Here is a 26812-nt window from a genome sequence, read left to right on the forward strand (position 1 = left end):
TACCGTGCGGTCGGGGAGCCAATAATGCGCATCTTAGTGGTCGAAGACAACCGGACCCTGGCCGACGGCCTTGCCGTCGTCCTGCGGGTCGCCGGCTACGCGGTGGATGTCGTTCATGACGGCATCTCCGCCGATGCCGTGCTGTCGACGGAAACATTCGATCTCGTCGTGCTCGACCTCAGCCTGCCCGAAATGGACGGGCTCGACGTCCTGCGCCGCATGCGGGCCCGTCGCAACGCCTCCTCCGTACTGATCCTCACCGCTCGCGGCGCCCTCGACGAGCGGGTGCGCGGCCTCGACCTCGGTGCTGACGATTACATGACCAAGCCGTTCGAAGTGTCGGAACTGGAAGCGCGCATCCGCGTGCTGCTGCGCCGGCAGGCCGGGCTGCACAACTCGAGCATCGCCTTCGGCAACATCGAGCTCGACACCGTGTCGCGCACCCTCTCGGCGTTTGGGCAGACCCTCGACATGCCGGCGCGCGAACTCAGCGTGCTTGAGACCCTGCTGCGCAAGGCCGGCAAGGTGGTCGCCAAGCAATCGATCATTGAATCGCTGGCCGCCTTCGACGATGACCTCAGCGAGAACGCCGTCGAACAATACATCTCGCGCCTGCGCCGCCGGCTCGCTCCCTATGCGCTCACCGTGCGGGTCGCCCGCGGCCTCGGCTATTACCTCGATCGGATCGCCGACTGATGGTGCGCCCCTACTCGCTGCGCCGGCGCCTGCTGCTGTGGCTGATGATCGCGTTGCTGGCTGTCGCCGCGCTCGCGGTGGTCGATACCTGGCGCGAGGCCAAGGACACCGCAACCTCGCTCTCGGACCGCGTCCTCGCCGGCTCTGTCCTCGCCATCGCCGAGCGGGTGATCGTCACCGAGGATGGCGCGCTCGAGGTCGACGTGCCCTATGTCGCCCTGGAGATGCTGACTTCGGCGGCGCAGGACCGGGTCTTCTACCGCGTCGACGGTCCGGAGGGCTTCATCACGGGCTATCAGACCCTGCCGACCTCTGATGCAGCGACGGCCGACATCGCCTATTCGGACGCCAGCTTCCGTGGTGAGCCGATCCGCGTGGCGGTGCTGCGACGCGCGGCATCCTCCGGCGTCAGCGCCATCCCGTTCACGGTCACCGTCGCCGAGACCACCATCGCCCGCACGCAGTTGACCCAGACCCTGCTCCTCCGCTCTGCCATTCGCCTTGCGCTGCTCATCCTCGCCGCCGCGGTGATCCTCTGGCTGGCCGTCGGTTTCTCGCTCGCCCCGCTCTACCGCCTCCGCGATGCCATCTCGCGGCGGGCCCTCGATGACCTCAGCCCCATCGAACAGGAGGTTCCCCGCGAGGTGCAGGGCCTGGTCGACACGATCAACTCGTTCATGACGCGGCTGTCGTCAGCTCTCGATGCCCTGCGCCATTTCACCGGCAATGCCAGCCATCAGCTCCGCACGCCGCTCACCATCATCCGCACTCAGTTGGCGCTGGCGCTCCGCGCCGATAGCCCTGCCGCGGCACGGGAGGCGGCCCGCACCGCCGACGCCGCGGTGGTGCACGCCGAGCGCGTCCTCGCGCAACTGCTGCTCCTCGCCAGGATCGACGAGGCTGCGTCCGATCGGCTGCAGTTCCAGGTTGTCGATCTGTTCGAGCTCGCCCGGGAGCGCACAGGCGACTATGTCGTCCGCGCCCATGCCGCCGACATCGATCTTGGCCTCGAGGGCGAAGGACCGGCGCTGGTCCGCGGCGACCCGATGCTGCTCGGTGAACTGCTGAGCAACCTCATCGAGAACGCCATCGCCTATGCTGGACCCGACGCCGAAGCGACGGTTCGCGTCACCACAGGGGACGGCGTGGTGGTGCTGCAGGTAGCCGACACCGGCAACGGCGTCGCCGCCGAGCAGCTGGCGGCAGTGCGCAAACGCTTCAGCCGCGGTAACAGCGACAAGCCCGGAGCTGGCCTCGGGCTGTCCATAGTCGAAGAGATCGCGGGTCTGCTCGGTGGCGAACTGACTGTCGCATCGCAGCCTGGCAAAGGTTTCAGCGTGCAGCTTACCCTACCCGCCGAGCCGCAATAATCCGGCGGCGGCGCGCGTCGACCAATGCGCCGCCACGCGCCAGTGAATCCCGTCGTCAGTGCACGGGGATCATCAGGTGGGCATAGGGAGTGTTGGGCCACATCACATAGGGCTGGGTGTGGTCGGGATGCTCTTCCTTGGGATAGCCGGCCAGCATCTCGTCTGCGACGTTGAAGATCATGACGTGCGGCCCGTCGACCATCCACTCGTGGCCAGCGGGCGGCGCGGTCGCGAACGGATCCATGTTGTCGGGCGCCGACTCGCCCTGCAGCATGTAGCCGAAACCGACCACACCCTCGGGTGGGTCCTTCTTCTCGCTATATGCCGTCAACCACGCCATGCCTCCGGCATCGACGCATATTGGATCATTGGTGGGCGAAGCCAGGTTGTCCGGCATGCAGGTAAAGCCGTTCGTTCCCTCCTTGAGCGTCTTCATCTGCATCTGAGCATCGAAGTTCACGACCGTGGCATTCTGGCCCACCGCCACCGGCGCTGCCGACAGCGCGTTGGCGACCAATTCCGCATCGGTCATTTCGGCCGCCACGGTGGGGCTGAGCAAGATCCCCAGGATCATTGCGGATATGGCATAACGGCTTGATTTCATAGACATGTTTTCCTCCTCAGAAACAGTCCAGTTCACCGGCCCGTGGAAACGAGCACAGCTCCAGCTGAGAAGGTTGGGGTGTGCGGGTTCGACACGCCAATCTCTCGACGGTATGCCCTGGTGGACAGCAGGTCAACGAAACGCAAGGCCCCGACGTCGAGAGGATTTAGCGGCCACACGTCCTCTCTTTCGGCGCGCCAGGGGCGCCATCGTAACGCAATATTCATCGTCCGATTGCAGAACATAACTGGAACACGTATAATACGTTCAGTCTTTGTTCCGATTCTGCTCACGGGGCCGCCATGCTGACGCGCAAGCAACACGAACTTCTGATGTTCATCCACGAGCGGATGAAAGAATCCGGCATCCCACCCTCGTTCGACGAGATGAAGGATGCGCTCGATCTTCGCAGCAAGTCGGGCATCCACCGGCTGATCACTGCGCTCGAGGAGCGCGGCTTCATCCGGCGCCTGCCCAACCGAGCCCGGGCGCTCGAGGTGATCAAGCTACCGGACTCGATGAATCCATCGCTCGGCGGCCGCAAGGCGCGCTTCGAGCCGAGCGTCATCGAGGGCAATCTTGGCCGGGTCGCGACCCCGCCGGCACGCCCCGCGGCGCAGGTGGCCAACGCCGACGCCTACCGCGCGGTCACCGTCCCGGTGATGGGCCGAATCGCCGCCGGCACTCCGATCGAGGCCATCCAGACCCACAGCCATTCCATCATGGTGCCGCCCGAGATGCTCGGTGCGGGTGAACATTATGCCCTGGAAGTGCGCGGCGATTCGATGATCGATGCCGGGATTTTCGATGGCGACACCGTGCTCATCAAGAAACAGGAGGCGGCTTCGACCGGTGAGATCGTCGTCGCCCTCGTAGATGACGAGGAGGCGACGCTGAAGCGGCTGCGCCGTCGCGGCAACTCGGTAGCGCTCGAGGCCGCCAACCCAGCCTACGAAACCCGCATCTTCCCGCCCGACCGGGTGAAGGTGCAGGGTCGCCTGGTTGGCCTGCTCCGCAAATACTGAACTCCTGACCTGCCGCCAATCGGGTCTCCGGGCCGGCTGCCTCAGCCGGCCCCTTTTTCTTATGAATCCGGACGCTGCGGACAACAATTGCACTAGGGCTGGGCTGGCAAAGACGTTACGTTCCGCGCCGCTGGCAGCAAGTGGCGCATCGGATCTGAAGCGCCGCCTGCAAGCGGCTTTCGCGATCATACCAGGAGAGTGGACCACCTTCCCGATTGCGATGTAGCGGCATGGCTTGATGCGCGGCAAACTGGCGGCGCAAGGGAGAGGGTTTTGGCAGGACAGGTCGAATGGGTCGCCGTCGATTGGGGCACCTCCAATCTGCGGGCATGGGGAATAGATTCCGCCGGTGAGATCGCCTTCTCCCGCTCGTCGCCGGACGGCATGGGTCGTCTCAGCCGCGAGCAATATCCGGATGTGCTGACCTCGCTGCTCAACGGCGTCGCCGATGACGTCGAGGACGTACTGATCTGCGGCATGGCCGGCGCGCGGCAGGGCTGGATCGAGGCCCCCTATCTCGACGCCCCCGCCGAACTCGGTCGCATCGCTGCCGGCGCCGTTGCGCCCGACATGGCCGGCCCGCACACCCCGCGCATCCTGCCTGGCGTCTGCCTCCGCGATCTGGGTGCGGAGGACGTGATGCGCGGCGAGGAAACCCAATTGCTTGGGCTCTCGGCACTGATCCCCAACTTCTCCGGCCTCGCGGTTATGCCGGGCACCCACAGCAAGTGGGCGCTGCTTTCCGGCACCAAGCTGGAGCGCTTCTCCAGCGCTATGACCGGCGAGATCTTCGAGCTGCTGCGCACCCACTCGGTGCTGCGCCATTCGCTCGGTGGTGAGCTCGAGGGCGAAGATCGTGATGTCGGCTTCGCTGCCGGTCTCGACCAGGGGCTCGAGCGCCCCCAGCGCTTGACCGCGACGCTGTTCAAGGTCCGCGCCGGCTCCCTGCTGTCGGGCCGCAGCCCGGCATGGTGTGCCGGTTTCCTCTCGGGCCTGTTGATCGGCGCCGAGATCGGGGGCCAGCGCGACTGGATCGGCGAGGCGGAGATTCCGCTGGTCGGCAGTGTCGGCCTTTGCGGGTTGTACCAGATGGGCTTTGAACGGCTCGGCGCCCGGACCCGCATCGTCGATGCGACCGACGCCACCCTCGCCGGACTCAAGGCAGCAAGACAGGCATAGAAGTTCATGGACCACCGCCACATCATCGCGATCCTTCGCGGCATCACGCCTCCCGAAACCCTCGAAGTTTGCGACGCCCTCGTGCTCGCCGGCATCACCATGATCGAGGTCCCACTCAATTCGCCCGAAGCGCTGCGCTCGATCGAAGACGCCGCCAAGGCCTTCGACGGTCGCGCCCTGGTCGGTGCGGGCACGGTGTTGAGCCGCGCCGATGTCGACGCGGTCGCCGATGCGGGCGGCCGGTTCGTTGTGTCGCCGGACACCAACCCGGCAGTTATCGGCGCCACCATCGAGCGCGGCATGACCTCGTACCCGGGTGTGTTCTCGCCCACCGACGCGTTCACCGCCATCCGCTCCGGCGCCACGGGCCTGAAGTTCTTCCCCGCCGAAGTGCTTGGCCCCAAGGGCATCAAGGCGATGAAGGCGGTGCTGCCGCTGGCTATCCCGCTCTACGCCGTCGGAGGCGCCAACCCCGACAATTTCGCCGAGTACTTCGCGGCCGGCTGCGCCGGCTTCGGGCTCGGCACCTACATTTTCAAGCCCGGCATGTCGGCCGCCGATGTGGCATCGCGCGCCACCACCGCCGTCGCCGCCTATGATCAGGGAAGACCACGATGAACTCGAAGGCCGAACTGTTCGTCGATAGCCGCTGCGAGCTGGGCGAAGGCCCGTTCTGGAACCCGCTGCTCGAACGCCTGTTCTGGTTCGATATCCTCAACCAGACCATGCTGAGCGCCGGCACCGACGGCCACATCGTCGACCGCATTACCTTCAAGGACACGGTCAGCGCCGGCGCCGTGATCGACAAGGACACGCTCGGCATCGTGCAGTCGGGCGCCCTGCTCCGCTATGATTTTGCTTCCGACACGAGCACGGTGATCGCCGAGATCGAGGAGGACGTTCCGACCAACCGGACCAATGACAGCCGCGTCGACCGCACCGGCGGCTTCTGGATCGGCACGATGGGCCGGAAGGCCGAGGCGGGGGTCGGTGGCGTCTATCAGTACCGCGCCGGACAGACCACCAAGGTCATCGAGAACATCCGCATCCCGAACTCGATCTGCTTTTCCCCCGACGGCCGCACCGCCTACTTCACTGACGCCAGCCAGATGATCGTCCGCTGCGCGCTCGACCCGGCGACCGGCCTGCCGGTCGGACCATGGGAGGATTTCTACACCATGGACGGCCTGGGCGGCCCCGATGGCTCCGTCGTCGACTCCGAGGGGTACCTCTGGAACGCCCGTTGGGGCGGCAGCGCGGTGATCCGCATCTCGCCCGACGGCAAGCTCGACAAGGTGGTCGAGGTTCCCGGCGTTAGCCAGGTGAGCTGCCCCGCCTTCGGCGGCAATGACCTCAAGACCCTCTACATCACCACGGCGCGCGAGCACATGACGCCCGAGCAACTGGAGCGCGAGCCCTATGCCGGCAGCGTCTTCGCCGTGGCGCTCGACGTCCCCGGCATCGCCGAACCCTTCCTCAAGCTCTGAGTCTAACGTGTCTTTTCCCGCTATCGGCGTCTGCTATTACCCCGAACACTGGTCCGTCGAGCAATGGGATGACGACGCCCGCCGCATGGCGGAGGTCGGCATCGAATATGTCCGCATCGGCGAGTTTGCCTGGTCCCGCCTTGAGCCGCGACCGAACGAGCTGGATTTCGGCTGGCTGGTTGCGGCAATGGACGTGCTCGACAAGCACGGGCTCAAGGTCATCGTCGGCACGCCCACGGCGACCCCGCCCCGCTGGCTGATCGACAAGATGCCCGACATGCTGGCGGTCGATCGCGACGGCCGGCCGCGCGGCTTCGGTTCGCGTCGGCACTACGACTTCTCGCACCTGGGCTATCGGCGCGAATGCGCCCGCATCACCCGGTTGCTGATCGACCATGTCGGCCAGCACAAGGCACTCGCCGGCTGGCAGACCGATAACGAGTACGGCTGCCACGACACGGTGCACTCCTACTCGCACGCCGCAGCCATCGGCTTCCGGCTCTGGCTGAAGGACAAGTACAAGACCATCGAGGCGCTGAACCTCGCCTGGGGCAATGTCTTCTGGTCGATGGAGTACAACAACTTCGAACAGATCGACCCGCCGAACCTCACCGTGACCGAGGCCGCGCCGGCTGCCTGCCTCGACTTTCGCCGCTATTCGTCGGCGCAGGTCGCCGCGTTCAACAAGACGCAGTACGACCTGATGAAGGCGGCGCGTCCAGACCTGCCGGTGATCCACAATTTCATGTCGCGCTCCACCGAGTTCGACCACTACGAACTGGCCGAGACGCTCGACGTCGCCAGCTGGGACTCCTATCCGCTGGGACATCTGGAGGGCGTTCCGGAGCCCGAGGAAAGCAAGATTCCGTACTTCCGGCAGGGCGACCCCGACAATTCTGGACTGCACCATGATCTCTACCGCGCCGTGGGCCATGGCCGCTGGTGGATCATGGAGCAGCAGCCCGGACCGGTGAACTGGGCCGACTACAACCCCGATCCCCTGCCCGGCATGGCGAGGCTCTGGGCCTGGGAGGCTTTCGCGCACGGGGCGGAGGTGGTGAGCTACTTCCGCTGGCGGCAGGCCCCGTTCGCGCAGGAACAGATGCATGCCGGGCTCTTGCGGCCCGATAGCGTGCCGACGCCCGGCTACCATGAAGCCAAGCAGGTGGCACGGGAGCTGAAGGAGCTGGGTTTCGATGGCGAGGCGCGGAAAGGCCGCGTCGCAATCGTCTTCGACTACCAGAGCGAGTGGGCCTGGCGCATCCAGCCGCAAGCCAAGGGTTTCACGCACCACCAGCACGTGCGCAACGTCTACGTGCCGCTGCGGAAGCGCGGCATCGACGTCGACATCCTGCCGCCCTCGACCACCGACTTCTCAGGCTACGACCTGGTGGTCATCCCGGCGCTGTTCGCTTGGAACGATGCCCTGCGGACGGCAATCGAGAACTTCGATGGCCACCTGCTGATCGGTCCGCGCACGGGCTCGAAGACCCAGAACTTCTCGATCCCTGCCGGCCTCGGTCCCGACCTGCCGCAGAACCTGCTCGACGCCAAGGTAGCCCGCGTCGACAGCACCGATCCGCGGCGCACCGTCTCGGTGAAGGGTGGCGGGGCCGTCGGCCATTGGCGCGAACGGCTCGATACCCGAGCGCAGATCGTCATCGAGGACGAGGAGGATTTCCCGGTGCTCGTGGCGCAGGGAAAGCTCAACTACCTCGCCGCGAGCGGCGATAGGGCACTGATGCAGCGCATCATCGACCACCTGCTTGCCGAAGCTGAGGTGCCGACGCTGAACCTGCCTGCCGGCGTGCGCTGCCGGACGCGTGGTAAATGGCGCGTTTACTTTAATTACGGCGACACCGCGGCAAACCTGACCGCCGCTGCGGACGAGAAGGGCTACGTGCTGGGCAATGCCCAGATCGAAGCTGCAGGCGTCACCGTAGCACTGCTCGCCACGGCCGGCTGAGCGGCGGGATCGCGGGGCGGATCTCAAAACCGCCCCGCGCCGCATCCCAGCGCAGCCAATGCACGCCGCCCCGCACCAGCGCGTCCGCATCGACGATGGCGCTTGCCGAGCAACTGGCCGGCACAGTTCGGTGGGTGATCACCAAGTCTGCTAGCCCGCAATCCTCATGGAAGCCGGCCGGATCCCGGACGATGGCGATCGTGAAGCCGCGCGTGCTGGCTCCGAAGCATCCGACGCTGTCACAACCAAGCGGCGAGATCGCCTCGATCGGTTCGCCATAGGTCTCCCGCCACACGTCGACAGCGAAGCTGTCGCCTTTTCCCGCAACCAGTCCCAACCCGGTCTCGCTACGCATCACCACCGCCTGCGTGGTGTCCGCGATCAGCACATCGGGTGGCTGATCGAGTGCAAACATCAACACTGCGGGTAGCAGCAGGATCGGCGCGATCAGCCGGTGCCACGTGGGGATAAAGGTGAACCAAGCCAGCGCCGCGAGTCCGAGCAATAGGGCCATAGGCGTCAGCAGTGGACTGTAGTCGAGGGCGCTGCTCCAACTCGCCACGATCCCGCCGAGATCGAGCATCCGGTCGATCGACCAGCCCATCACGGCCACGAAGGGCGCCTCCCAGCCGAACGGCATGGCCAGCGTCGCGAGCACCGCGGCGGGCATCATGACGAAGCCGACCAAGGGAAGTGAGAACAGGTTGCCAAGGACGCCGAGCGGCGAGGTCTGCTGGAAGTGGTAGACCGAAAAGAGGAGTGTCGCCGCGCCGGCGATCAGGCTGGTGAGCACGATGCCCCAGAGGTAGCCGCCGGTGCGCGCCAGCAGCGATTGCTCCCTGCCCTCCGGCGGTCGCATCAGCTCCCAGGCACCGATAAGCGCCACCACGGCGGCGAATGACAGCTGGAAGCTGGGACGAAAGACGCTGGCGGGATCGGTGGCGATGACGATCAACGCGGCGATCGCTACGTTCCGCATCGTCAATGCCCGTCGGCCGAACACGATAGCGCCGAGCACCAGCACCAGCATGATGGTCGAACGGAGTGCGGCGACGTTGCCGCCCGAAATGGCAAAGTAGGCCAACGACGCGAGCACGGCCCCCGCCGCCGCGACCCGCTTCACCGAGACCAGCCGGTGGATGCTGCCGACCAGCGCCAGGCCGCCTCGCAGGGTCACCAGCACCAGCCCGGCCACGATGGTGAGGTGCAGCCCCGATACCGAAAGCACGTGCGCCAGGCCTGCGGCTGCCATCGTCTCGCGTGCTTCATCCGAGACTGCGCTTTGGTCGCCGGTGATCAGCGCCCGGGCAATGCCGGCAGCCGGCTGCCGCAGGTCGGCATCGATGCGTGCGGCGATGCCGCGACGGACGGCGTCTATGATGCGCTCGGGCGCCGAGCTGTCTCCCGACCTGACCCGCTCGACCGTGCCGGTCGTGTTCCCATAGGCGCCGACACCGTCGAAGAAGGCATGGAATTGCGTGTCGAAGCCATTTGGCACCACGGGTCCCGGAACCGCGTAGAAGCGCACTGGCGCCCGGATGATGTCGCCGGGCCCGAGTGCCGGACCAGCAGCCACGACGATCCGGGCTCGACGCATAGGGACTGTGCGTGACGTGCCGGTTGGCGTGATAGCCGAGACGATCGCGCGCACCCCGCTCTCAGCCTCGGAGACAATCTCGTCGACGCGCATCTCGTACGTGCCATAGACGGGTCGCGCCAGCATCGTGGTGCCGAACAGGTGGCGTGGACCGCGAGCAGCGAGAACCCGGCCCAGAAGGCACCGGCCATGGTCAGAGTGCGGAAGATGGCAAGCTGGCGGCGGCTTAACAGCAGGCCCACAGCAAAAACCGCACCTAACAGTCCCAATACGATCGGGTCCGGCGCTGTCGGCGTCGCCAACGACACGATGAGTCCGGCGATGACAGCATAAGGCCAGAGCAGAAACAGGCGCCGGTGCTCGAGCGCCGTGGCGATACTGGTCGCGAACTCGTGCCACCGGGATACGCGCGGCCGAAGCGCCGGCGGCAACGCACGCATCGCATCCGGTCCGGCGGGTACCGGAACCAGTCGCTCAGACACCGCCTCCACGACAGTCACGGTCACCCGCCGAGCCCCCGCTCTGCACGATCACGGCGGGGATGCTAACCGGGCGTGGGCGCCATGCCAACTGCCGCCCTTGCGCTCCGGCTCCGGGGTGCTTACACACCGCCAAACGCCAATTCTCCGGGATGTTTCACCGACCCATGGCTACTCCAGTCGTCACCCGCTTCGCCCCCTCGCCCACCGGCTACCTCCACATCGGCGGCGCCCGCACGGCCCTGTTCAACTGGGCCTTCTCGCGTCACACCGGCGGCAAGATGCTGCTGCGCATCGAGGACACCGATCGCGAACGCTCGACCGAAGGCGCCGTCAAGGCGATCTTCGACGGCCTGAAGTGGCTGGGGCTGGATTGGGACGGCGAGCCGTTCATGCAGTTTTCCCGCGCTGCCCGGCATGCCGAGGTCGCCAATGAGCTGCTATCGCGCGGCCAGGCCTACTACTGCTACTGCTCCCCCGAGGAATTGGCCGAGATGCGCGAGACCGCGCGCGCCAACGGCCTGCCGCCACGCTACAACGGCTACTGGCGCGACCGCGACCCGTCCGAGGCGCCCGCCGGCGTTGCCCCGGTGATCCGCATCAAGGCGCCGCAGTCGGGCGAGATCCGGGTGCAGGATCACGTGCAGGGCGAGGTCGTATTCAAGGCCGAGAACCTCGACGACTTCATCATCCTGCGTTCCGATGGCACGCCGACCTACATGCTGGCGGTGGTGGTGGACGACCACGACATGGGCGTCACCCACATCATCCGCGGTGACGACCACCTCACCAATGCCGCTCGCCAGATCGTCATCTACAACGGGATGGGCTGGTCCGTACCGGAGATGTCGCACATCCCGCTGATCCACGGCCCTGACGGCGCCAAGCTGTCGAAGCGCCACGGTGCCCTCGGCGTTGAGGCCTACCGCCAGATGGGTTACCTGCCGGAGGCGCTGCGCAACTATCTCGCTCGCCTCGGTTGGAGCCATGGCGATGAAGAGCTGTTCAGCACCCAGCAGATGGTCGAGTGGTTCACGCTCGATGCCCTCAACAAGGGGGCGGCTCGCTTCGATTTCGTCAAGCTCGAGAACATCAACGGCCACTACATCCGCGAGGCGGCGCCGCAGCGGCTCTATGACGTGATGCTGGAGACCGCGACGGAGCTCAACCGCGTCTTCGACATGGATGGCCTTGCCGCCAACAAGGCCACGGTGTTGGCCGCCCTGCCCGAGCTGCAGCCGCGCGCCAAGACCGTGCTCGAGCTGATCGACCTGGCACAGTTCATCTATGCCGTGCGCCCGCTGGCCATCGATCAGGCAGCCGCCGACCAGCTGACCGCTGACGCGCGCGCCAACGTTGGCGCCTTCGCAGACATCCTCAAGGGCCTCAACGACTGGTCGGTGGAAGCAATCGACACAGCGGCTCGCGCCTTCGCCGAGGCCCGTGGGCTGAAGCTCGGCAAGGTGGCGCAGCCACTGCGGGCAGCACTGACCGGCCGGACCATTTCGCCGGGCATTTTCGAAGTGATGGTGCTGATCGGACGCGACGAAACACTGGCACGACTGGGCGATCAGGCCAGCTGATGCATATTGAGAAAACTGATTAGGTCAGCGTTGTTCACCCACCTGTTGCAGAGGTGGGGTATATGGGTTACGCCAACCGAACCTGCCTCTTAACGACGATCCGGCCTTGCCCGCTCCCACCTTCCGCGGGCCCCTAGAAGGCCAACATGGAGTGCGAAGATGAGCGATACCGTCGCCAAACTCACCATCGGGGACCAGACTTTCGAGTTCCCGGTGCTATCGGGCTCGGTTGGGCCGGATGTCATCGATATCCGCTCACTCTACGCCAAGACCGGCATGTTTACCTACGATCCGGGCTTCACTTCGACCGCCGCGACCGACAGCGCCATCACCTATATCGATGGCGACAAGGGCGAGCTGATGTATCGGGGTTACCCGATCGAACAGCTGGCCGAGAAGTCGAACTACCTCGAGGTCTGCTACCTGCTGCTCTATGGCGAGCTGCCCAACAAGGCGCAGATGCTGGACTTCGAGCAGCGCGTCACCCGCCACACCATGGTGCATGAGCAGATGCACTATTTCTACCGCGGCTTCCGTCGCGACGCGCACCCGATGGCCATCGTCTGCGGCGTGGTCGGCGCCATGGCGGCGTTCTATCACGACTCCATCGACATCAACGATCCGCAGCAGCGCGAGATCGCCTCGATCCGCATGATCGCCAAGATCCCCACGATCGTCGCCATGGCCTACAAGTACTCGGTGGGCCAGCCCTTCGTGTACCCGCGCAACGACCTCGACTATGCGTCGAATTTCCTGCGCATGTGCTTCTCGGTCCCGGCCGAGGATTTCGTGGTGAACCCGGTCGTCGCGCGTGCGATGGACCTGATCTTTACGCTCCACGCCGACCACGAGCAGAACGCCTCGACCTCGACGGTCCGGCTCGCCGGCTCGTCCGACGCCAACCCGTTTGCTTGTATCGCGGCGGGCGTTGCGTGCCTCTGGGGCCCTGCCCATGGCGGCGCCAACGAGGCGGCGCTGAACATGCTCAAGGAGATCGGCACCGTCGACCGCATCCCCGAGTTCATCGCCAAGGCCAAGGACAAGAACTCCGGCTTCCGCCTGATGGGCTTCGGCCATCGCGTCTACAAGAACTACGATCCGCGCGCCAAGGTGATGCAACAGGCCGCCAACGAGGTGCTGGCCCAGCTCGGTGCCGACAACCTGTCACCGACCCTGCAGGTGGCCAAGGAGCTGGAAAAGATCGCGCTCTCCGACCAGTATTTCGTCGATCGGAAGCTCTATCCCAACGTGGATTTCTACTCGGGTATCATTCTCGACGCGATCGGCTTCCCGACCTCGATGTTCACCGCCATCTTCGCGCTCAGCCGCACCGTGGGCTGGATCGCGCAGTGGAAGGAAATGATCGCCGACCCGCAGAAGAAGATCGGTCGCCCGCGCCAGCTCTACAACGGCTCGCCGGTCCGCGACTACGAGCCGATCGGCGGCCGCTGATCGGTGTGAGCCAGAACCCGCTCGGCGGGATCGACAAGGGGCGCCTCCGGCGCCCCTTTCTGCATCAGGGCCCGGATATGGTGAAACGCCTGGACCTGCGCGGCCACGATCTCAGGGTTATCGAGCAGTGCCGCCAGCGGCTCCAGTGAGCGCACATCGTCCGGCGCAAACTGCAGTTCCGGAATCTCTTCGCGACCCAGCAGGATGTTCGGCAGCGCGATCTGCACGCGTCGCCCAAGCGCGCGATAGCGTTTCGCCTGCTGCGCGTCGGCGACGTAGGTGACCACCATGGGGACGCCTGACATCGCCAGCTCGAATGTCACCGTGCCGCTTACTGCGAAGGCGGCATAGGCGGACGCGAAGGCCTCCTGCCTGGCATCGCCGGTGACGATCTCCACTGGCACCGGCCAGGTCGCCACCTCGGCGCGCAACTGATCGGCAAGCGAGGGCAGCGTCGGAATGACAAAGCCAGTCAGGCGCGGGTGTGCCTGCAGCATCTCGGCCGCCTGGCGCATCAGCGGCAGGTGTCGTCGCAGTTCGCCAACCCTGCTGCCCGGGAGCAGTAGCAGCGGACCGCGCTCCGGCTGCGCCGGCCGCATCGGGAACCGGGCCATGGCAGGGTGACCGACATAGCTGGTCGGCGACCCGCCGAGCTCCGCCATCACCTTGGGCTCGAACGGCAACACCGCGAGCACTTCGTTGTATAGCGGCCTCAGTTCGACAGCACGCTCGGGGCGCCACGCCCACACGGTTGGCGCGACGTAGAGCAGGATCGGCATATCCAGACCGGCGCGCCGCATGCGACTGGCGACAGCCTTGGAGAACACCTGGGAGTCGATGAGAACCACCACGTCGGGCCGGTGCCTGATGATCGCCTTGGCGGTCTGCCTGACGCGCCACAGCAGCAATGGCAGCCGCTTCAGCACGTCGCTCCAGCCCATGACGGAGAGATTTTCCATCGGGAAGAGGCTGCCGAGACCTTCGGCCCGCAACTCCGGCCCGCCGACACCGCTGAGTTCGACGCTGGTGCGTCGCCGCAGCCGCTGCACCAGGTCGGCCCCGATGCGATCAGCCGAAGGCTCGCCGGCCAGGATGAACAGCCGCACTGCCTTAGGCATCTGGTGCAAGACCGAGGATAGTCACGCGCTGAGCCTCGGCCGCGGCGATCAGCGTTAGCCGGTCGATCAGCAGGGTGCGGAGCGGCTCGACCGCGATGACGGTGACGCCAGCCGCGACGGCTTCGCTCACGGTGTCAGGACCGATGGCGGGCAAGTCTACGTAGGCCGGCTGCTGCGGCTTGCTGGTCTTGCCGAGGACAATCGGCCCCTGCCCGTCGCCGATCAACCCAGCCCGGCGATACGCCGCCACGCGGCTCAGCAACTCCGCAGTGCCGCCGACATCCTCTGCCGCGACGACGCGCGCACCGGCTACTACGGCCGCCTGCCCCATATCGAGCCTGCCCACCGCCCGCGCCGCCGCTATTGCCAGCCGCGCCGCAGCAATGGCGGCCTCATCGGGCGCCGGACCAGCGATCAAGCCGGCCTCGGCGAGGAGTTCGGGCGCAATCTCGTGCACCCCGAGGAGGTCGGCGCCGGTGAACTTCTTCACCGCCCCTGCAAGGCCAGACAGCGCCGCATCGCCAAGCGCGGCGGATGCCTCACCACCGGTGGCGAACTTCGCCAGCCCCTCGCGCTGGCGGTCACTGAGATGCAGGCCACCGGCCATCACGACATGCGTGGCACGAAAGGTCTTCAGCGACCACACGATGCCGAGCGGGTTGCTGATATCCGCCCGCGCCATTTTCGCGCCGGGGATGGCCTCTCGCTCCTCGAAAGCGAGCACCTGTACTCGATCGCCGGCCCGTTGCGCGGCTTCGACGACCTGCGCGACCAGCCCGCCGGAGCCTGCCAGCACGGCGAGCCGCCTCGGCATCAGTCGTCGCTCAAGACGTTGGTCGGCAGCGTCAGCGAACGCTCCGCGCTGGTGATGAACTTGACGACGTCCTGTACGAGTACATCGTCCGGAAACAGCGCCGCTGCGTCATCGACACGCTCGCGCAACGTGCCCTCGCTGGCGAAGATCATCCGGTAAGCGGTGCGTAGCTTGTGGATCGCTTCGCGATCGAAGCCGCGGCGCTTCAGCCCTACGAGGTTGATGCCCGAGAGGCTACCGGGGTTGCCGAGCACGGTGCCGTAGGGAATGACGTCGCGCTCGAGCTTCGTCATGCCGCCGATAAAGGCGTGGGCGCCCACGTGGACGAACTGCGCCGAGCCGGAATGCCCGCTCATGATGACGTAGTCGTCGATGGTGCAATGCCCGGCGATACCAACGTTGTTCGAGAGAATAATGTGGTTGCCGAGGACGCAGTCATGACCGACATGGCAGCCGATCATCAGCAGGCAGTGGTCGCCGATCACCGTCTTCATGCCGCCGCCGGCGGTCCCCGGATTGATCGTCACATGCTCGCGGATGACGCAATCGGCGCCGATCGATAGCGTCGACGGCTCGCCTGCATATTTCAGGTCCTGCGGTCGGTGACCGACCGAGGCAAAGGGATAGATCTGCGTGCGCGATCCGACGGTTGTGCGCCCAACCACGACGACGTGCGAGACCAGCTCGACATCGTCTCCGAGCACCACGTCGCTGCCGACGATGCAGAATGGCCCTACCTTCACGTTCGCGCCGAGCTGTGCGCCCGCCTCGACGATCGCTGTTGGATGGATCGCCATTACCGGTCTGACAGGCTCACCATGGCGCCGACCTCGGCCTCGGCAATGACCACGCCATCGACGATTGCTTTAGCTTCGAACCATCCCATCGTCATGCGACGGCGCAGCTTCTTGATGTGATATTCGATCCGGTCGCCCGGCTTTGCCGGCTTGCGGAACTTACATTTGTCCACGGTGAGCAGATAGACGATGTGCTTCTGGCCGCCGTCGGCCCCCGCCGCGATTGCCATCGCGCCTGCTGTCTGGGCCATCCCCTCGATGATCAGCACGCCCGGGAAGACGGGCTCGCCCGGAAAATGGCCCTGGAATATCGGCTCGTTGAAGGTGACGTTCTTGATGCCGATGCCCGAATTGTCGCCATCGACGTCGATGATCCGGTCGATCATCAGGAACGGATAGCGGTGCGGCAGGTGCTGCAGAATGTCTTGGATGTCCATCGACGTCAGCTCATGGGCCGACTCCGGTGGTGCCTCAGTCTTCACGTCCACTCTTGTCCCCTTTCGCTAGCCGCCTGAGCGTTGCGATTTCCCGCCACCACCTGCGTGCATCTTGGGCTGGATTGCCGCCAATCCGCGAGCCCGCGGGAAAGTCCCGGTTCACGCCTGAGCCCGCCAGCACGATGGTGCCGCGCCCCAAGGTGAGATGCCCCGCCGACGAAGCTCGCCCGCCCAGCATCACCGAGTCTTCCAGTATCGTCGATCCGGCGAGACCGCAATGCGCGGCGATCAGGCAGTGCCGGCCGATATGGCAATTGTGGCCGATCTGCACGAGATTATCGATCTTGCTGCCCTCGCCGACCACGGTATCTCCCAACGCGCCGCGGTCGACGGTGGTGTTGGCGCCGATCTCCACAGCGTCCTGCAGGATCACGCGGCCCAGTTGCGGGATCTTGCGGTTCGAGCGGCCGAGATCGAGCCAGCCGAAACCTTCGGTCCCGATCCGCGCGCCGGCATGCAGCACTACGCTATTGCCGATGTGCGCGAATTCGATGCTGACGTTGGCGCCAATGATGCAGTTTCGGCCGATCGTGACGCCGGCTCCGATCACGGTGTTCGCACCGATGACGGTTCCGCGCCCGATCTCCACGCCTGAGCCGAGCACGACATTGGCACCGAGGCGCACGCCCTCCTCGACCAGCGGTGCGGGACCAGCTCCGTCCAGCATCCCGCCGGCCTCTCCGCGTACCCCCAGTGGGTAAAGCCGGGTGAGCAGGTCGACGAATAGCTCGTGCGGCCGCGGGTCGACGATCGCGATAGCGGTCTCTGGAACGAAGGCCGCGAGGCTTGGGTGAACGATCACCGCACCGGCATCGGTGCTCGCCAGCGCATCGCGGTAGCTCGCCTGCGCAGCCAATGCCAGTTCGCCCCCGTCGGCGAGATGAAGCTCCTCGGCGCCGGATACGATCAAGCCGTTGGCTCGCGTATCCTCGACAGTCGGCGGATTGGCAAGCGTTCGCAACAGCGCGTTCAGCGCGATCGGACCGGATGATGTGTGGAAGCGCGTGTCGACCATGGCTGTCATTACACAACAAAGAGGCCGCGGGGCAACCGCGCCGCGGCCTCTATACCGAGAGGGAAGCCGGCGCAGGGCGCCGGCCGACCGATTTACAGCAGCTGCTGCAGCGTCAGCGAGAAGACCTGGGTCTTGTCGTCGGTCGCCTTGTTCAGCACGTAGGCGAAGTCGCCACGCAGCGGACCAAACGGGCTGTCCCAGATGATCGAGGCACCAACCGACGACTTGAAGCTCTCGTCGATGCTGGTCGGGCTGATCGTCGCTGCACCAGCATCACCGTTTCCATCGATCAGCGCCGCATCGGCCCAGATCGCACCGCGGACACCATAGGTCTCCGGCAGCACCGGGATCGGGAACTCGATCTCGGCGGAAGCCCCAATGTAGCCCGTGTAGCCAAGCCGTTCACCCGAGATAGTCGTCTTCGGACCCATGCCACCGCTCTGGAAGCCACGAACCAGGCCGCCCGCGCTACGGAATGCTTCCAGCGGGAACACTCCGTTGCCATCCAGCGACGTGATGTATCCAGCCTGGGCCTTCACGCTACCGATGACATTCCAGTCGGACATCAGCGGCATGAAGTAACGGGCCTTGGCCTCACTCTTCAGCAGGTTGTAGTCCCAACCAATGTACTGCTGGGTGAAGGTTGCGTAGAGGCCCTCAGTCGGATGCTTAGTGTCATCCAGCGTGTTGTAGACCAGCGAATAGCCAACCCACGCCTTGTTGAACGTATCGTCCACCGCCGTATTGATGATCTCCGACTTCGGAGCGTCATCGTCGACGACAACCTTCTGCTCGAGACCGACAAAGATCGACCCGTTCAGATCGGTGGTAATCGGCGCCCCCAGGCGAACCTGGCCACCAATTGCCGTCGTGCCGTAGATGTTGCTGTCGGTCTCACCGACGACCTTGTAGTAGGCGTCGAAGCCCGACGAGACACGCAGGCCCATGAAGCGGGGCTCGGTGAACGAGAAGTCGAAGCTCTGGCCGGATTCCGAGGCGCTCACCGCGGCACGGACATACTGACCGCGACCGAGGAAGTTGCGCTCGGTGACCGACACTTCGCCCAGCAGGCCAGCGCTCGAGTCGAAGCCCGCGGTCAGACCATAGTCACCGGTCGACTGCTCCTCGACGGTGATGTTGATCACCACCTTGTCAGGCGCGCTGCCCGGCTGCAGGTCGAGATTGACGACCTTGAAGAAGCCGAGGCCTTCGATGCGGGACTTGCCGCGCTGAACCATCGAGCGGTTGAACGGGTCGCCTTCGCCGAAATCCAGCTCACGACGGATAACCGCGTCGCGGGTCTTGGTGTTGCCGCTGATGTTGATGCGCTCGACATAGACGCGTGCGCCTTCGTCCACCAGGTAGGTGACGTTGAAGGTGCTGTTGGCCACGTCACGATCGACACGCGGGCGGACGTCTGCAAAGGCGTAGCCCTGAGCCGTCGCCTCGAACGCCATCTCTTCCTGCGACTTCTGCAGGTCGGCGAGCGAATAGGTACCGCCCTTGCCAGTGCGGATCGTGCCCGTCAGCGCATCGGGGTTGAGCCCCGGGATCGACGTCTCGACGCCGATCTCGCCGAAGCGATAGCGCTCGCCTTCGGAAATGGTGAAGTTCACGAAATACGCGTTGCGGGCCGCGTCGAACTCACCGACTGCCGACGTTACCTGCGCATCCGGGTAACCGTGGTTCATGTAGTAGAGTTCGATCAGGCCCCGGTCGATCGTCAGCAGATCCTCGCTGTACGAGTCGTCGCGGAACAGCCAGCTCAACAGGCTCGTCTCATGGGTCCGGATGATGGACTTCAGAGTGCCGGAGCTGATCGCATTGTTGCCAGTGAAATTGATCGCGGCAATGCCGGTACGCTGACCCTCGTTGACCACGAAGGTGATGCGCGAGCGACCGTTCTCGGTCTGCTCGACCCGCGGCGTTACCGTCACGCCCATGTAGCCTTTGCCGACATAGGCCTGCCGGATCGACTCGGCATCCGCAGCAAGACCGGCCTCGGTAAAGCTCCCCTGCTCCGCGACGTTGACCATCGCCAGCAGCTGAGCGTCTGAGAAGCCACTGTTACCCTCGAACAGCACCGCCGAGATGAGGCGTTGCTGCTGGGCCTGGGCCGCATCGACCCCGATGAGCGTACCGCCGATGCCGGCAAGCGGCGCCGCCACCACGAGGGCGAGCGCCAGATAGATACCGCGCATCAGCTTTTTCGGGTTCGTCATGATTCTTATTGCCTCGTGCGACCTACGCCGGGAATCGCCATGCACAGCGTCCCCAGCTAACTCCATCAAAAGCTTTTACTGGAATTTTAACCACGGACAAGCCGCGACAGCCTTCGAGGTTAGCGAAAGATTGGCCCTCGTGCATTCCTGCAACACCTAGAAAACTAAGCTTATCCAAGGGTTAACAGGCACCCGGGGGTATTCGGGCAAATGCGTCCGAGGGGCGGCAGGAATGTGACCGGATCGGTTTGGCGTACCGGCCAAGGAAGGATTCGCTCAGAACAGGTCGTTGATCAGCGTGAAGGCCATCAGGCTGAAGACGATGACGAGGCCGAACCGATAGCCGATCTCCTGAACCTTCTGGCTCAGCGGGCGGCCGCGGATCGCTTCCACGAGATAGTAGGCCAGGTGTCCGCCATCGAGCATGGGAATCGGCAAGAGATTGAAAATGCCGATGTTCAACGACAGCAGCGCCATCAGGTTGATCAGCGCGACGATGCCCAGGCTCGCCACCTCACCGGAAACCTTGGCCACCTTCACCGGCCCGCCCAGCTGCTCGACGTCGCCGCGCCCGACGAAGAAATCGCCGAGAAAGGCCACCGTGCGATCGACGATGAAGCGAACCTCCTCGAAGGTCATGCCGACTGCTTCGACCGGGTTGGGCCGGTAGAGCACCACGTCGGACTGCTCGACGTTCTTCGTCACGCCGAGCCGGCCGATCCGATGCGCGTTGCCGAACCGATCCGTGGTCGACACCGCTTCTGGCACTGCGGTGACCTTCTCGGTATGCCCTGCCCGTTCGAAGGTGATGCTCACCTGACGCTCAGGGGCCGTAGCGATCAGGCGCTGAAAGTCCTCGAAGCCGCGGACGGCATAGCCGTCGACCGACAGGATCAGGTCGCCATCGGCAAGCCCCGCCTTCCCCGCGACCGATTCAACCGGAACCGTGTCGAGCACGGCTGGAATGGTGTAACGCCCATAGCCGAGCAGCAGGGCGTAAAGCACCAGCAGGGTGAAGATGATGTTGGCCACCGGACCCGCGACCACCACCGAAATGCGCTGCCAGACGTTCTTGTTGACGAACAGCTGGCCGGCCAGTTCCGGGCCGGCACGCTCGATGAAAGCCTCATCCGGCATGCTCGAGGCGTTCATGTCGCCGACGAAGCGGACATAGCCGCCCAATGGAATTGCCGAGAGTTTCCAGCGCGTACCGTGCCTGTCGTTGAAACCGATAAGCTCGGGACCGAAACCGATCGAGAAGGCCTGGATGGCAATACCGTTCCAGCGCGCCACCAGGTAGTGCCCCATCTCGTGCACGAACACGATGATGGTCAGCACCGCCAAAAACGGCACGACGTACGAGAGCAGCCAGAAAGCAAAGTCCATGTCGTCGGTTCCGAGCGCGCCCCAGCAGTTGTGAGAACCTAGGGGCCGAATGCGTTAAGAATGCGATACGGCGCAGCGTCGCAGCCCTACCAGAACAGGAAGCCTGCAGCGACGGCGCCGAACCCCGCGTGAAGCACGCCCACGGCAAACATGAAAAGCGAGCCGAAGGTCAGGCTGTCGAGCCGATCCATCAGCCCACCGTGACCTGGAATGATGTCGCCGGAATCCTTGATCCGAAACCGGCGCTTGATGGCGCTCTCGGCGAGATCCCCCACCTGACCGAGAACGCTGAGCGCGGCGGATAGCACTAGGCCGATCCACCAGGGCGACTGCGGCACCACCAGCAGCCACACCACCAACCCGACCAGCGTACCGAGAGCGAAGCCGCCGATTGCTCCCGACCAGGTCTTGGAGGGCGAGATATCGGGTGCCAGCTTCTCGCCGCCGACCTGCCGACCGGTAAAATAGGCGCCGGTATCGGTGGCCCAGATCACCGAGCCGAGCAGCACCCCGGCCCACAGCCCCGAGTCGAAGACGCCGGGCTGGTTCCACGTCGCGTCGCCCCGGATGATCATCAGCACGATGATGACGATGCCGTAAAACACCACGCCAGCGACGCGCCACAGCCGCGTTCCCTGAGCGCCGAAGCCCGCGACGATGGCCGCCACGGCGACGGCCGCAAGTGACGCCAGCGGTCCGGCTGCCGGGTAGATCAGCGCTGCCAGGACGAGCAGACCGATCAAGGCGCCACCGATCGATGTAAGCGGCCGCAACGTGACCATCCGTTCCCACTCGCGGTAACAGCCCGCGAATACGGCCCCGACGAGCGCGGCGAAAATGTAGGATCCGAAATAGAGGCCAACGGCGGTGATCAGCAGCAGCACGGCCGCCGAAGCGATGCGGGGGCCGAGGTCCGTCCAGGACCGGCGGGCGAGCGGATTGAACTGGGGACGCTGGTCCTCCGGTGCGCTCACTGGCTCCTCGACTCGATCCCGCCGAAGCGCCGGCTGCGCGATGAGTATTCGTCGAGCGCCTTCAGGAACACCTGCTCGCCAAAGTCTGGCCAGTTCTCCTCGACGAATACCAGCTCCGAGTAGGCGCCTTGCCAGAGCAGGAAGTTCGACACCCGCCGCTCGCCGCTGGTGCGGATAATCAGGTCAGGATCCGGGATACCCGAGGTATAGAGCGCCTGCTCTATCGTCTCCTCGGTGATGTCCTCGACGCGGAGTTCCCCCGAGGCCACGGCTCGCGCTATCGCCCTCGTCGCCTCGGTCAACTCGGACTTGCCGCCGTAGTTGAAGGCGACGATCAGCTCGAGACCGGTGTTGCGCGCGGTCTTGGACTGGACCTCGTCGATCAGCCGTTTCAGCGCGTCGTCGAGGCCCGCGCGGGTCCCGATGATCCGCACCCTGACGTTGTTCTGGAGCAGGGTCGCGAGATCGGATGCGACGAACCGGTGCAGCAGGCCGAAGATGAAGTTGACCTCGTCGCGTGGTCGGCTCCAGTTCTCCGATGAAAAACTGAATACCGTCAGATGCTTGACGCCATACCGAATGGAGAGGTCGACGAGCCGTCGCAGGGCCTTGACACCCTCGACGTGCCCCTCGGTCCGCACCTTGCCGCGTGCCTTGGCCCACCGGCCGTTGCCATCCATGATGACCGCCAGGTGGGCGGGAATCTTGAGGCCGGGCTTCTCGTTGAGCGTCGTGGCGACGGCAGTATCGGCGGACATTGACGCCCTCCAGGGGCAGCGCGTTACAGGCCTATACTAGACCTGCATGATTTCCTGTTCCTTGACGGCGAGCACATTGTCGACATCGGCAACGGCGGCATCGGTCGCCTGCTGTACCTGTTCGCCGAGCTTGCGTCCGTCGTCCTGGCTGATATCGCCGTCTTTTTCGAGTTTTTTGAGGAGATCCATGCCGTCGCGCCGAATATGCCGCACAGCAACGCGCGCGCCCTCGGCATAGTTGTGCGCGACCTTGGTCAGCTCGCGGCGGCGTTCCTCGTTGAGCTCCGGCAGCGGCACGCGGATGACCACGCCTTCGGCCGCCGGGTTGAGCCCGAGGCCGGAGTTGCGTATGGCCTTCTCGACGGCGCCGGCGAGGGTACGGTCCCACACCTGGACGCTCAGCATGCGGGATTCCGGCACCGTGACGGTCGCGACCTGGTTGAGCGGCATCTTGCCGCCATAGGCCTCGACCTGAACCGGCTCGAGCAGGCTGGCGCTGGCGCGTCCGGTACGAAGCCCGGCGAGTTCGTCTCGCAGCGAAGCGATCGTCTTCTGCATCCGGTCCTTGAGTGCGGGCAGAGAAAAAGCCTCAGCCATAGTAAACTCCTCGATATATCCGCGTCTTAGCCGACGCGCGTACTCCTCGCCCGGCCGGCCAGGACGCCTTTTAGGCCTTCCTTGTCGTCGAGCGCATAAACAATTATCGGCAAGCCGTTGTCGCGGGCAAGCGCGAAGGCCGCCGTATCCATGACGCGCAGGTCGCGGGCGATCACTTCTTCATGGCTGATCGTCTCGTAGCGCTGCGCCTTGGGATTCTTCTTGGGATCTTCCGAGTAGACCCCATCCACCTTGGTGCCCTTGAGCAGCACGTCGCAGCGCAGTTCGATCGCCTTGAGCGCAGCAGCCGTATCAGTGGTGAAGAACGGGCTGCCGGTACCGCCGGCGCACACCACGACGTAACCGTCTGCAAGCGCGAGGTTCGCGTCACGGGCCGTGAACGTGTCGGCCACGGTTTCCATCGGCACGTTGGAATAGACTTTGACCTTCAGGCCCTTCTGCTCGATGGCGTCACCGAGGGCGAGCGAGTTGATCACGGTGCCCAGCATGCCCATCAGGTCACTGGTGACCCGGTCGCCGCCCTTGGCGGCCACGGCCATGCCGCGGAAGATGTTGCCCGCGCCAATGACGATCGCCACCTGGACGCCGCTCTTGGCGACTTCCGCGATCTGGTCAGCCATCGCGTGGAGGAATTTCGGCTCGATGCCGAACGATTGGTCGCCGGCAAGCACTTCGCCGGAGACTTTCAGCAGAATCCGTTTGTAGGCGGATTTGGCCATTCGTCAGTCTCCCGAGGTGCGCAGCGGTGCCCGAATCTCAGGGCATCGCAGGCGGTTATGGCATATTCGGACGGGCCGGTGACCAGCCCGTCCGAAACTTATCCCGCGTCTTACTTCACGCCGGCAGTGGCGGCAACTTCAGCGGCGAAGTCGGTCTCTTCCTTGGCGATGCCTTCGCCGAGCGCATAAGCAACGAAACCCGTTACCTTGATCGGAGCGCCGGCATCCTTCTCGGCGTTCTTGACTACGTCGGCGATCTTGGTCTCGCCGTCGATCACGAACACCTGCGAAAGCAGGGTCACTTCCTCGTAGAACTTGCGCACGCGGCCCTCGACCATCTTCTCGACGATCTCGGCCGGCTTGCCGGATTCCTTGGCCTGCTCGGTGAAGATGGCGCGCTCGCGGGCCACCACGTCCTGATCGATGTCGTCAGGCGACACGCTCAGCGGCTTGGTGTTGGCGATGTGCATGGCGAGCTGCTTGCCCAGGGCATTCAGCGCACCCTTGTCACCGGTCGACTCGAGCCCGACGATAACGCCGAGCTTGCCGAGGCCCGGCGCCACGGTGTTGTGCACGTACGAGCCGATCACGCCATCCTTCACCACGAGGGTGCCGGTGCGGCGCAGGTTCATGTTCTCGCCGATCTTGGCGATCGCGTCGGTGAGCTCGGCCGAAGCGGAGCGACCCGAACCCGGGTACGGCATCTCGCTGAGCTTGCCCACGTCGCCGTTCGCGTCGAGCGCGAGCTTGGCGATATTGCCGACGATCGACTGGAACTGGTCGTTGCGGGCAACGAAGTCGGTCTCGGAGTTCACTTCGACGATCGCGGCGCGGGTGCCGTCGATCGACACGCCGACCAGGCCCTCAGCCGCAACGCGGCCGGCCTTCTTGGCGGCCTTGGCGAGACCACGGGTGCGCAGCCAATCGACCGCGGCTTCCATGTCGCCGGCGGTCTCCTCGAGCGCCTTCTTGCAGTCCATCATCCCCACGCCGGTCAGTTCGCGGAGCTCTTTAACCTGCTGAGCGGTAACAGCCATTTCGATATCACCTTTCCGCGGCCCCGCACCGGAGCCGCGCCTTTGTTCGGAATTCTCAGTCCGGCTTGCCGGACTTAGTTGGCGGCAGACGACGTGTCGGCGTCTTCGGCGCTCAGCGCCGGCTCTTCCGGAGCCTCGGCAGAGGTGCCGAGGTCGGCGCCACGGCCGGCGGCCGAACGGCCGATGCCGTCAATGGCCGCGCGCGATACCAGCGAGCAGTAAAGCTCGAGGGCGCGAGCCGCGTCGTCATTGCCCGGAATGGCGAAATCGACGGTGTCGGGATCCGAGTTCGAGTCGACGATCGCGATCACCGGAATGCCAAGGCGCTTGGCTTCCTTGATGGCGTTCGCTTCCTTGTTGGTGTCGATCACGAACAGGAGGTTCGGCAGGTTGCCCATGTCCTTGATGCCGCCGAGGTCGCGCTCGAGGCGCTCCTGCTCACGGCTGAGCAGCAGCAGTTCCTTCTTGGTGAGACCCTGGCCGCCTTCGGCCTGCTGCGCCTCGAGTTCACGCAGGCGCGCGATCGAGTTCGAGATGGTCTGCCAGTTGGTCAGCGTGCCGCCGAGCCAGCGCGAGTTGACGTAGTACTGGGCCGACTGCCGGGCAGCCTCGGCCACGACCGGAGCGGCCTGGCGCTTGGTGCCGACGAACAGCACGCGACCACCGTCAGCGACGGTGTCCGAGATCAGCTGCAGCGCGCGCTGCAGGGCCGGAACGGTCTGCGACAGGTCGAGAATGTGGATGTCGTTGCGAACGCCGAAAATGTGGCGCTCCATCTTGGGGTTCCAGCGGTGCTTCTGGTGACCGAAGTGAACACCTGCTTCGAGCAGCTGACGCATGGAAAAGTCGGGCAATGCCATGAAATGGCTCCTTTACCGGTTTTTGCCTCCGCGAGCGTTTGCGACGGGATTTCCCGCCACCGGTTGGAACCATCGGCCCTAGTGCCGCGGCGCCTCGCTCGCGTGTGAATTACGCCCGGTTTTCCGGACGCGCCGCGCATATAGGGGGTTTTGCTGTCATAGGCAAGGGCGGTGAGGTATGAGGGGGGCTGCTCACGACCGGGCAAGTTGAAGCGTCCGACAGCCCCAAGGGCTTCGGAGGTTTCAAAGACCCTTCCCCTTATCGAGGAAGACGAAGCGGGGCCGGCGAGGCGTTTGCCCCGTAGCGGTAGTCCGCAGATGAAAGAGGCTCACGCCTCGCCGGCCGGCCGGGGTTTTGGGCCTATGCCACCAGGGCCGGGGCGCATCCCCTGCCGCATCGCGAGAAACGGGGGACCTCAGTCGGCGGCCGGAATGCCAGCACCGCGTTTCCTTGCTCCCGCCCGGCTCATGCGTGCCAGGCTTCGTCCCTTGGGCCACTCCGCATCGAGTTGCCCTCGCGTGATAGCGGCTTGACCGGCGAACCGGTCCTTGCCGTGAT

General features: G+C 65.0%; 24 protein-coding genes. 9 read left to right on the plus strand and 15 right to left on the minus strand.

All coding sequences use genetic code 11. The annotated features are described in order from the left end of the window. Positions 1-24 precede the first annotated feature (24 nt). Together AC1DWU_RS07730 and AC1DWU_RS07735 are read left to right on the plus strand one after the other, a co-directional pair. Complete coding sequence (locus tag AC1DWU_RS07730) at positions 25-696, plus strand: response regulator (RefSeq protein WP_477149384.1); 672 nt, start codon at positions 25-27, stop codon at positions 694-696. Continuing rightward, the gene (locus AC1DWU_RS07735) at positions 696-2066 is read left to right on the plus strand and encodes a sensor histidine kinase (protein ID WP_477149385.1); all 1371 of its coding nucleotides are present in this window, start codon (positions 696-698) and stop codon (positions 2064-2066) included. Before AC1DWU_RS07730 ends, AC1DWU_RS07735 begins: the two co-directional genes overlap by 1 nt. A 55-nt stretch (positions 2067-2121) precedes the next feature. Here AC1DWU_RS07735 and AC1DWU_RS07740 read toward each other — a convergent pair whose 3' ends face one another. Beyond that, positions 2122-2676, minus strand: a complete 555-nt coding sequence (locus tag AC1DWU_RS07740) for a hypothetical protein (RefSeq protein WP_477149386.1) — start codon at positions 2674-2676, stop codon at positions 2122-2124. 296 nt (positions 2677-2972) lie between these two features. Between AC1DWU_RS07740 and lexA the strand changes: the two genes are divergently transcribed. The 5 genes from lexA (at position 2973) to AC1DWU_RS07765 (ending at position 8327) form a co-directional block, all read left to right on the plus strand. Next, positions 2973-3695 (plus strand): transcriptional repressor LexA, encoded by a 723-nt coding sequence (lexA, locus tag AC1DWU_RS07745; RefSeq protein ID WP_477149387.1) that lies wholly within the window; start codon positions 2973-2975, stop codon positions 3693-3695. Positions 3696-3968: 273 nt separating this feature from the next. Next, positions 3969-4874, plus strand: coding sequence for a 2-dehydro-3-deoxygalactonokinase (locus AC1DWU_RS07750; protein WP_477149388.1), 906 nt, complete (start codon positions 3969-3971; stop codon positions 4872-4874). A 6-nt stretch (positions 4875-4880) separates the two neighbouring features. Then, positions 4881-5492: a 2-dehydro-3-deoxy-6-phosphogalactonate aldolase gene (locus tag AC1DWU_RS07755; protein ID WP_477149389.1), complete on the plus strand. Its 612-nt coding sequence runs from the start codon at positions 4881-4883 to the stop codon at positions 5490-5492. Next, positions 5489-6361: an SMP-30/gluconolactonase/LRE family protein gene (locus AC1DWU_RS07760; protein WP_477149390.1), complete on the plus strand. Its 873-nt coding sequence runs from the start codon at positions 5489-5491 to the stop codon at positions 6359-6361. The genes AC1DWU_RS07755 and AC1DWU_RS07760 overlap by 4 nt, the downstream gene beginning before the upstream one ends. 7 nt (positions 6362-6368) lie before the next feature. Next, a complete protein-coding gene (locus AC1DWU_RS07765) occupies positions 6369-8327 on the plus strand; it encodes a beta-galactosidase (RefSeq protein ID WP_477149391.1) in 1959 nt (652 codons plus the stop codon). On the opposite strand, the gene AC1DWU_RS07770 is transcribed toward AC1DWU_RS07765, so the two are convergent. Then, positions 8296-10050: a ComEC/Rec2 family competence protein gene (locus tag AC1DWU_RS07770; RefSeq protein WP_477149392.1), complete on the minus strand. Its 1755-nt coding sequence runs from the start codon at positions 10048-10050 to the stop codon at positions 8296-8298. The two genes, AC1DWU_RS07765 and AC1DWU_RS07770, sit on opposite strands and share 32 nt — an antisense overlap. A gap of 520 nt (positions 10051-10570) precedes the next feature. On the opposite strand from AC1DWU_RS07770, the gene gltX reads away from it, so the two are divergent. Both gltX and AC1DWU_RS07780 read left to right on the plus strand, forming a co-directional pair. Then, positions 10571-11986, plus strand: coding sequence for a glutamate--tRNA ligase (gene gltX, locus AC1DWU_RS07775; protein ID WP_477149393.1), 1416 nt, complete (start codon positions 10571-10573; stop codon positions 11984-11986). Positions 11987-12145: 159 nt separating this feature from the next. Further along, positions 12146-13438: a citrate synthase gene (locus AC1DWU_RS07780; RefSeq protein ID WP_477149394.1), complete on the plus strand. Its 1293-nt coding sequence runs from the start codon at positions 12146-12148 to the stop codon at positions 13436-13438. On the opposite strand, the gene AC1DWU_RS07785 is transcribed toward AC1DWU_RS07780, so the two are convergent. The 13 genes from AC1DWU_RS07785 to rpsB form a co-directional block, all read right to left on the minus strand. Further along, positions 13414-14556 carry a lipid-A-disaccharide synthase gene (locus AC1DWU_RS07785; RefSeq protein WP_477149395.1) on the minus strand — a complete coding sequence of 381 codons (1143 nt, stop codon included), beginning with the start codon at positions 14554-14556 and terminating at the stop codon, positions 13414-13416. The genes AC1DWU_RS07780 and AC1DWU_RS07785 overlap by 25 nt on opposite strands. Continuing rightward, entirely contained in the window at positions 14549-15370 is an 822-nt protein-coding gene (gene lpxI, locus AC1DWU_RS07790; protein ID WP_477149396.1) for a UDP-2,3-diacylglucosamine diphosphatase LpxI domain-containing protein, read from the minus strand. Before lpxI ends, AC1DWU_RS07785 begins: the two co-directional genes overlap by 8 nt. Next, positions 15370-16167, minus strand: a complete 798-nt coding sequence (gene lpxA / locus AC1DWU_RS07795) for an acyl-ACP--UDP-N-acetylglucosamine O-acyltransferase (RefSeq protein WP_477149397.1) — start codon at positions 16165-16167, stop codon at positions 15370-15372. Before lpxA ends, lpxI begins: the two co-directional genes overlap by 1 nt. Beyond that, positions 16167-16604, minus strand: a complete 438-nt coding sequence (fabZ, locus tag AC1DWU_RS07800) for a 3-hydroxyacyl-ACP dehydratase FabZ (RefSeq protein WP_477149417.1) — start codon at positions 16602-16604, stop codon at positions 16167-16169. Before fabZ ends, lpxA begins: the two co-directional genes overlap by 1 nt. Positions 16605-16638: 34 nt before the next feature. Beyond that, complete coding sequence (gene lpxD, locus AC1DWU_RS07805) at positions 16639-17679, minus strand: UDP-3-O-(3-hydroxymyristoyl)glucosamine N-acyltransferase (RefSeq protein WP_477149398.1); 1041 nt, start codon at positions 17677-17679, stop codon at positions 16639-16641. Between the two features lie 92 nt (positions 17680-17771). Beyond that, complete coding sequence (gene bamA / locus AC1DWU_RS07810; RefSeq protein ID WP_477149399.1) at positions 17772-19901, minus strand: outer membrane protein assembly factor BamA; 2130 nt, start codon at positions 19899-19901, stop codon at positions 17772-17774. Between the two features lie 276 nt (positions 19902-20177). After that, positions 20178-21287 carry an RIP metalloprotease RseP gene (gene rseP / locus AC1DWU_RS07815; RefSeq protein ID WP_477149400.1) on the minus strand — a complete coding sequence of 370 codons (1110 nt, stop codon included), beginning with the start codon at positions 21285-21287 and terminating at the stop codon, positions 20178-20180. A gap of 86 nt (positions 21288-21373) precedes the next feature. Continuing rightward, entirely contained in the window at positions 21374-22261 is an 888-nt protein-coding gene (locus AC1DWU_RS07820) for a phosphatidate cytidylyltransferase (protein WP_477149401.1), read from the minus strand. Further along, positions 22258-23019 (minus strand): isoprenyl transferase, encoded by a 762-nt coding sequence (locus AC1DWU_RS07825; RefSeq protein WP_477149402.1) that lies wholly within the window; start codon positions 23017-23019, stop codon positions 22258-22260. Before AC1DWU_RS07825 ends, AC1DWU_RS07820 begins: the two co-directional genes overlap by 4 nt. Before the next feature lie 36 nt (positions 23020-23055). Then, positions 23056-23616, minus strand: a complete 561-nt coding sequence (gene frr, locus AC1DWU_RS07830; RefSeq protein WP_477149403.1) for a ribosome recycling factor — start codon at positions 23614-23616, stop codon at positions 23056-23058. A gap of 26 nt (positions 23617-23642) precedes the next feature. Then, a complete protein-coding gene (pyrH, locus tag AC1DWU_RS07835) occupies positions 23643-24356 on the minus strand; it encodes a UMP kinase (RefSeq protein ID WP_477149404.1) in 714 nt (237 codons plus the stop codon). 110 nt (positions 24357-24466) lie between these two features. Further along, the gene (gene tsf, locus AC1DWU_RS07840; protein ID WP_477149405.1) at positions 24467-25393 is read right to left on the minus strand and encodes a translation elongation factor Ts; all 927 of its coding nucleotides are present in this window, start codon (positions 25391-25393) and stop codon (positions 24467-24469) included. Positions 25394-25467: 74 nt separating this feature from the next. After that, on the minus strand, positions 25468-26253 hold the full coding sequence (gene rpsB / locus AC1DWU_RS07845) for a 30S ribosomal protein S2 (RefSeq protein ID WP_477149406.1): 786 nt from the start codon (positions 26251-26253) through the stop codon (positions 25468-25470). Positions 26254-26812: the final 559 nt, after the last annotated feature.

The sequence above is a fragment of the Devosia sp. P2_G7 genome (assembly GCF_056403495.1).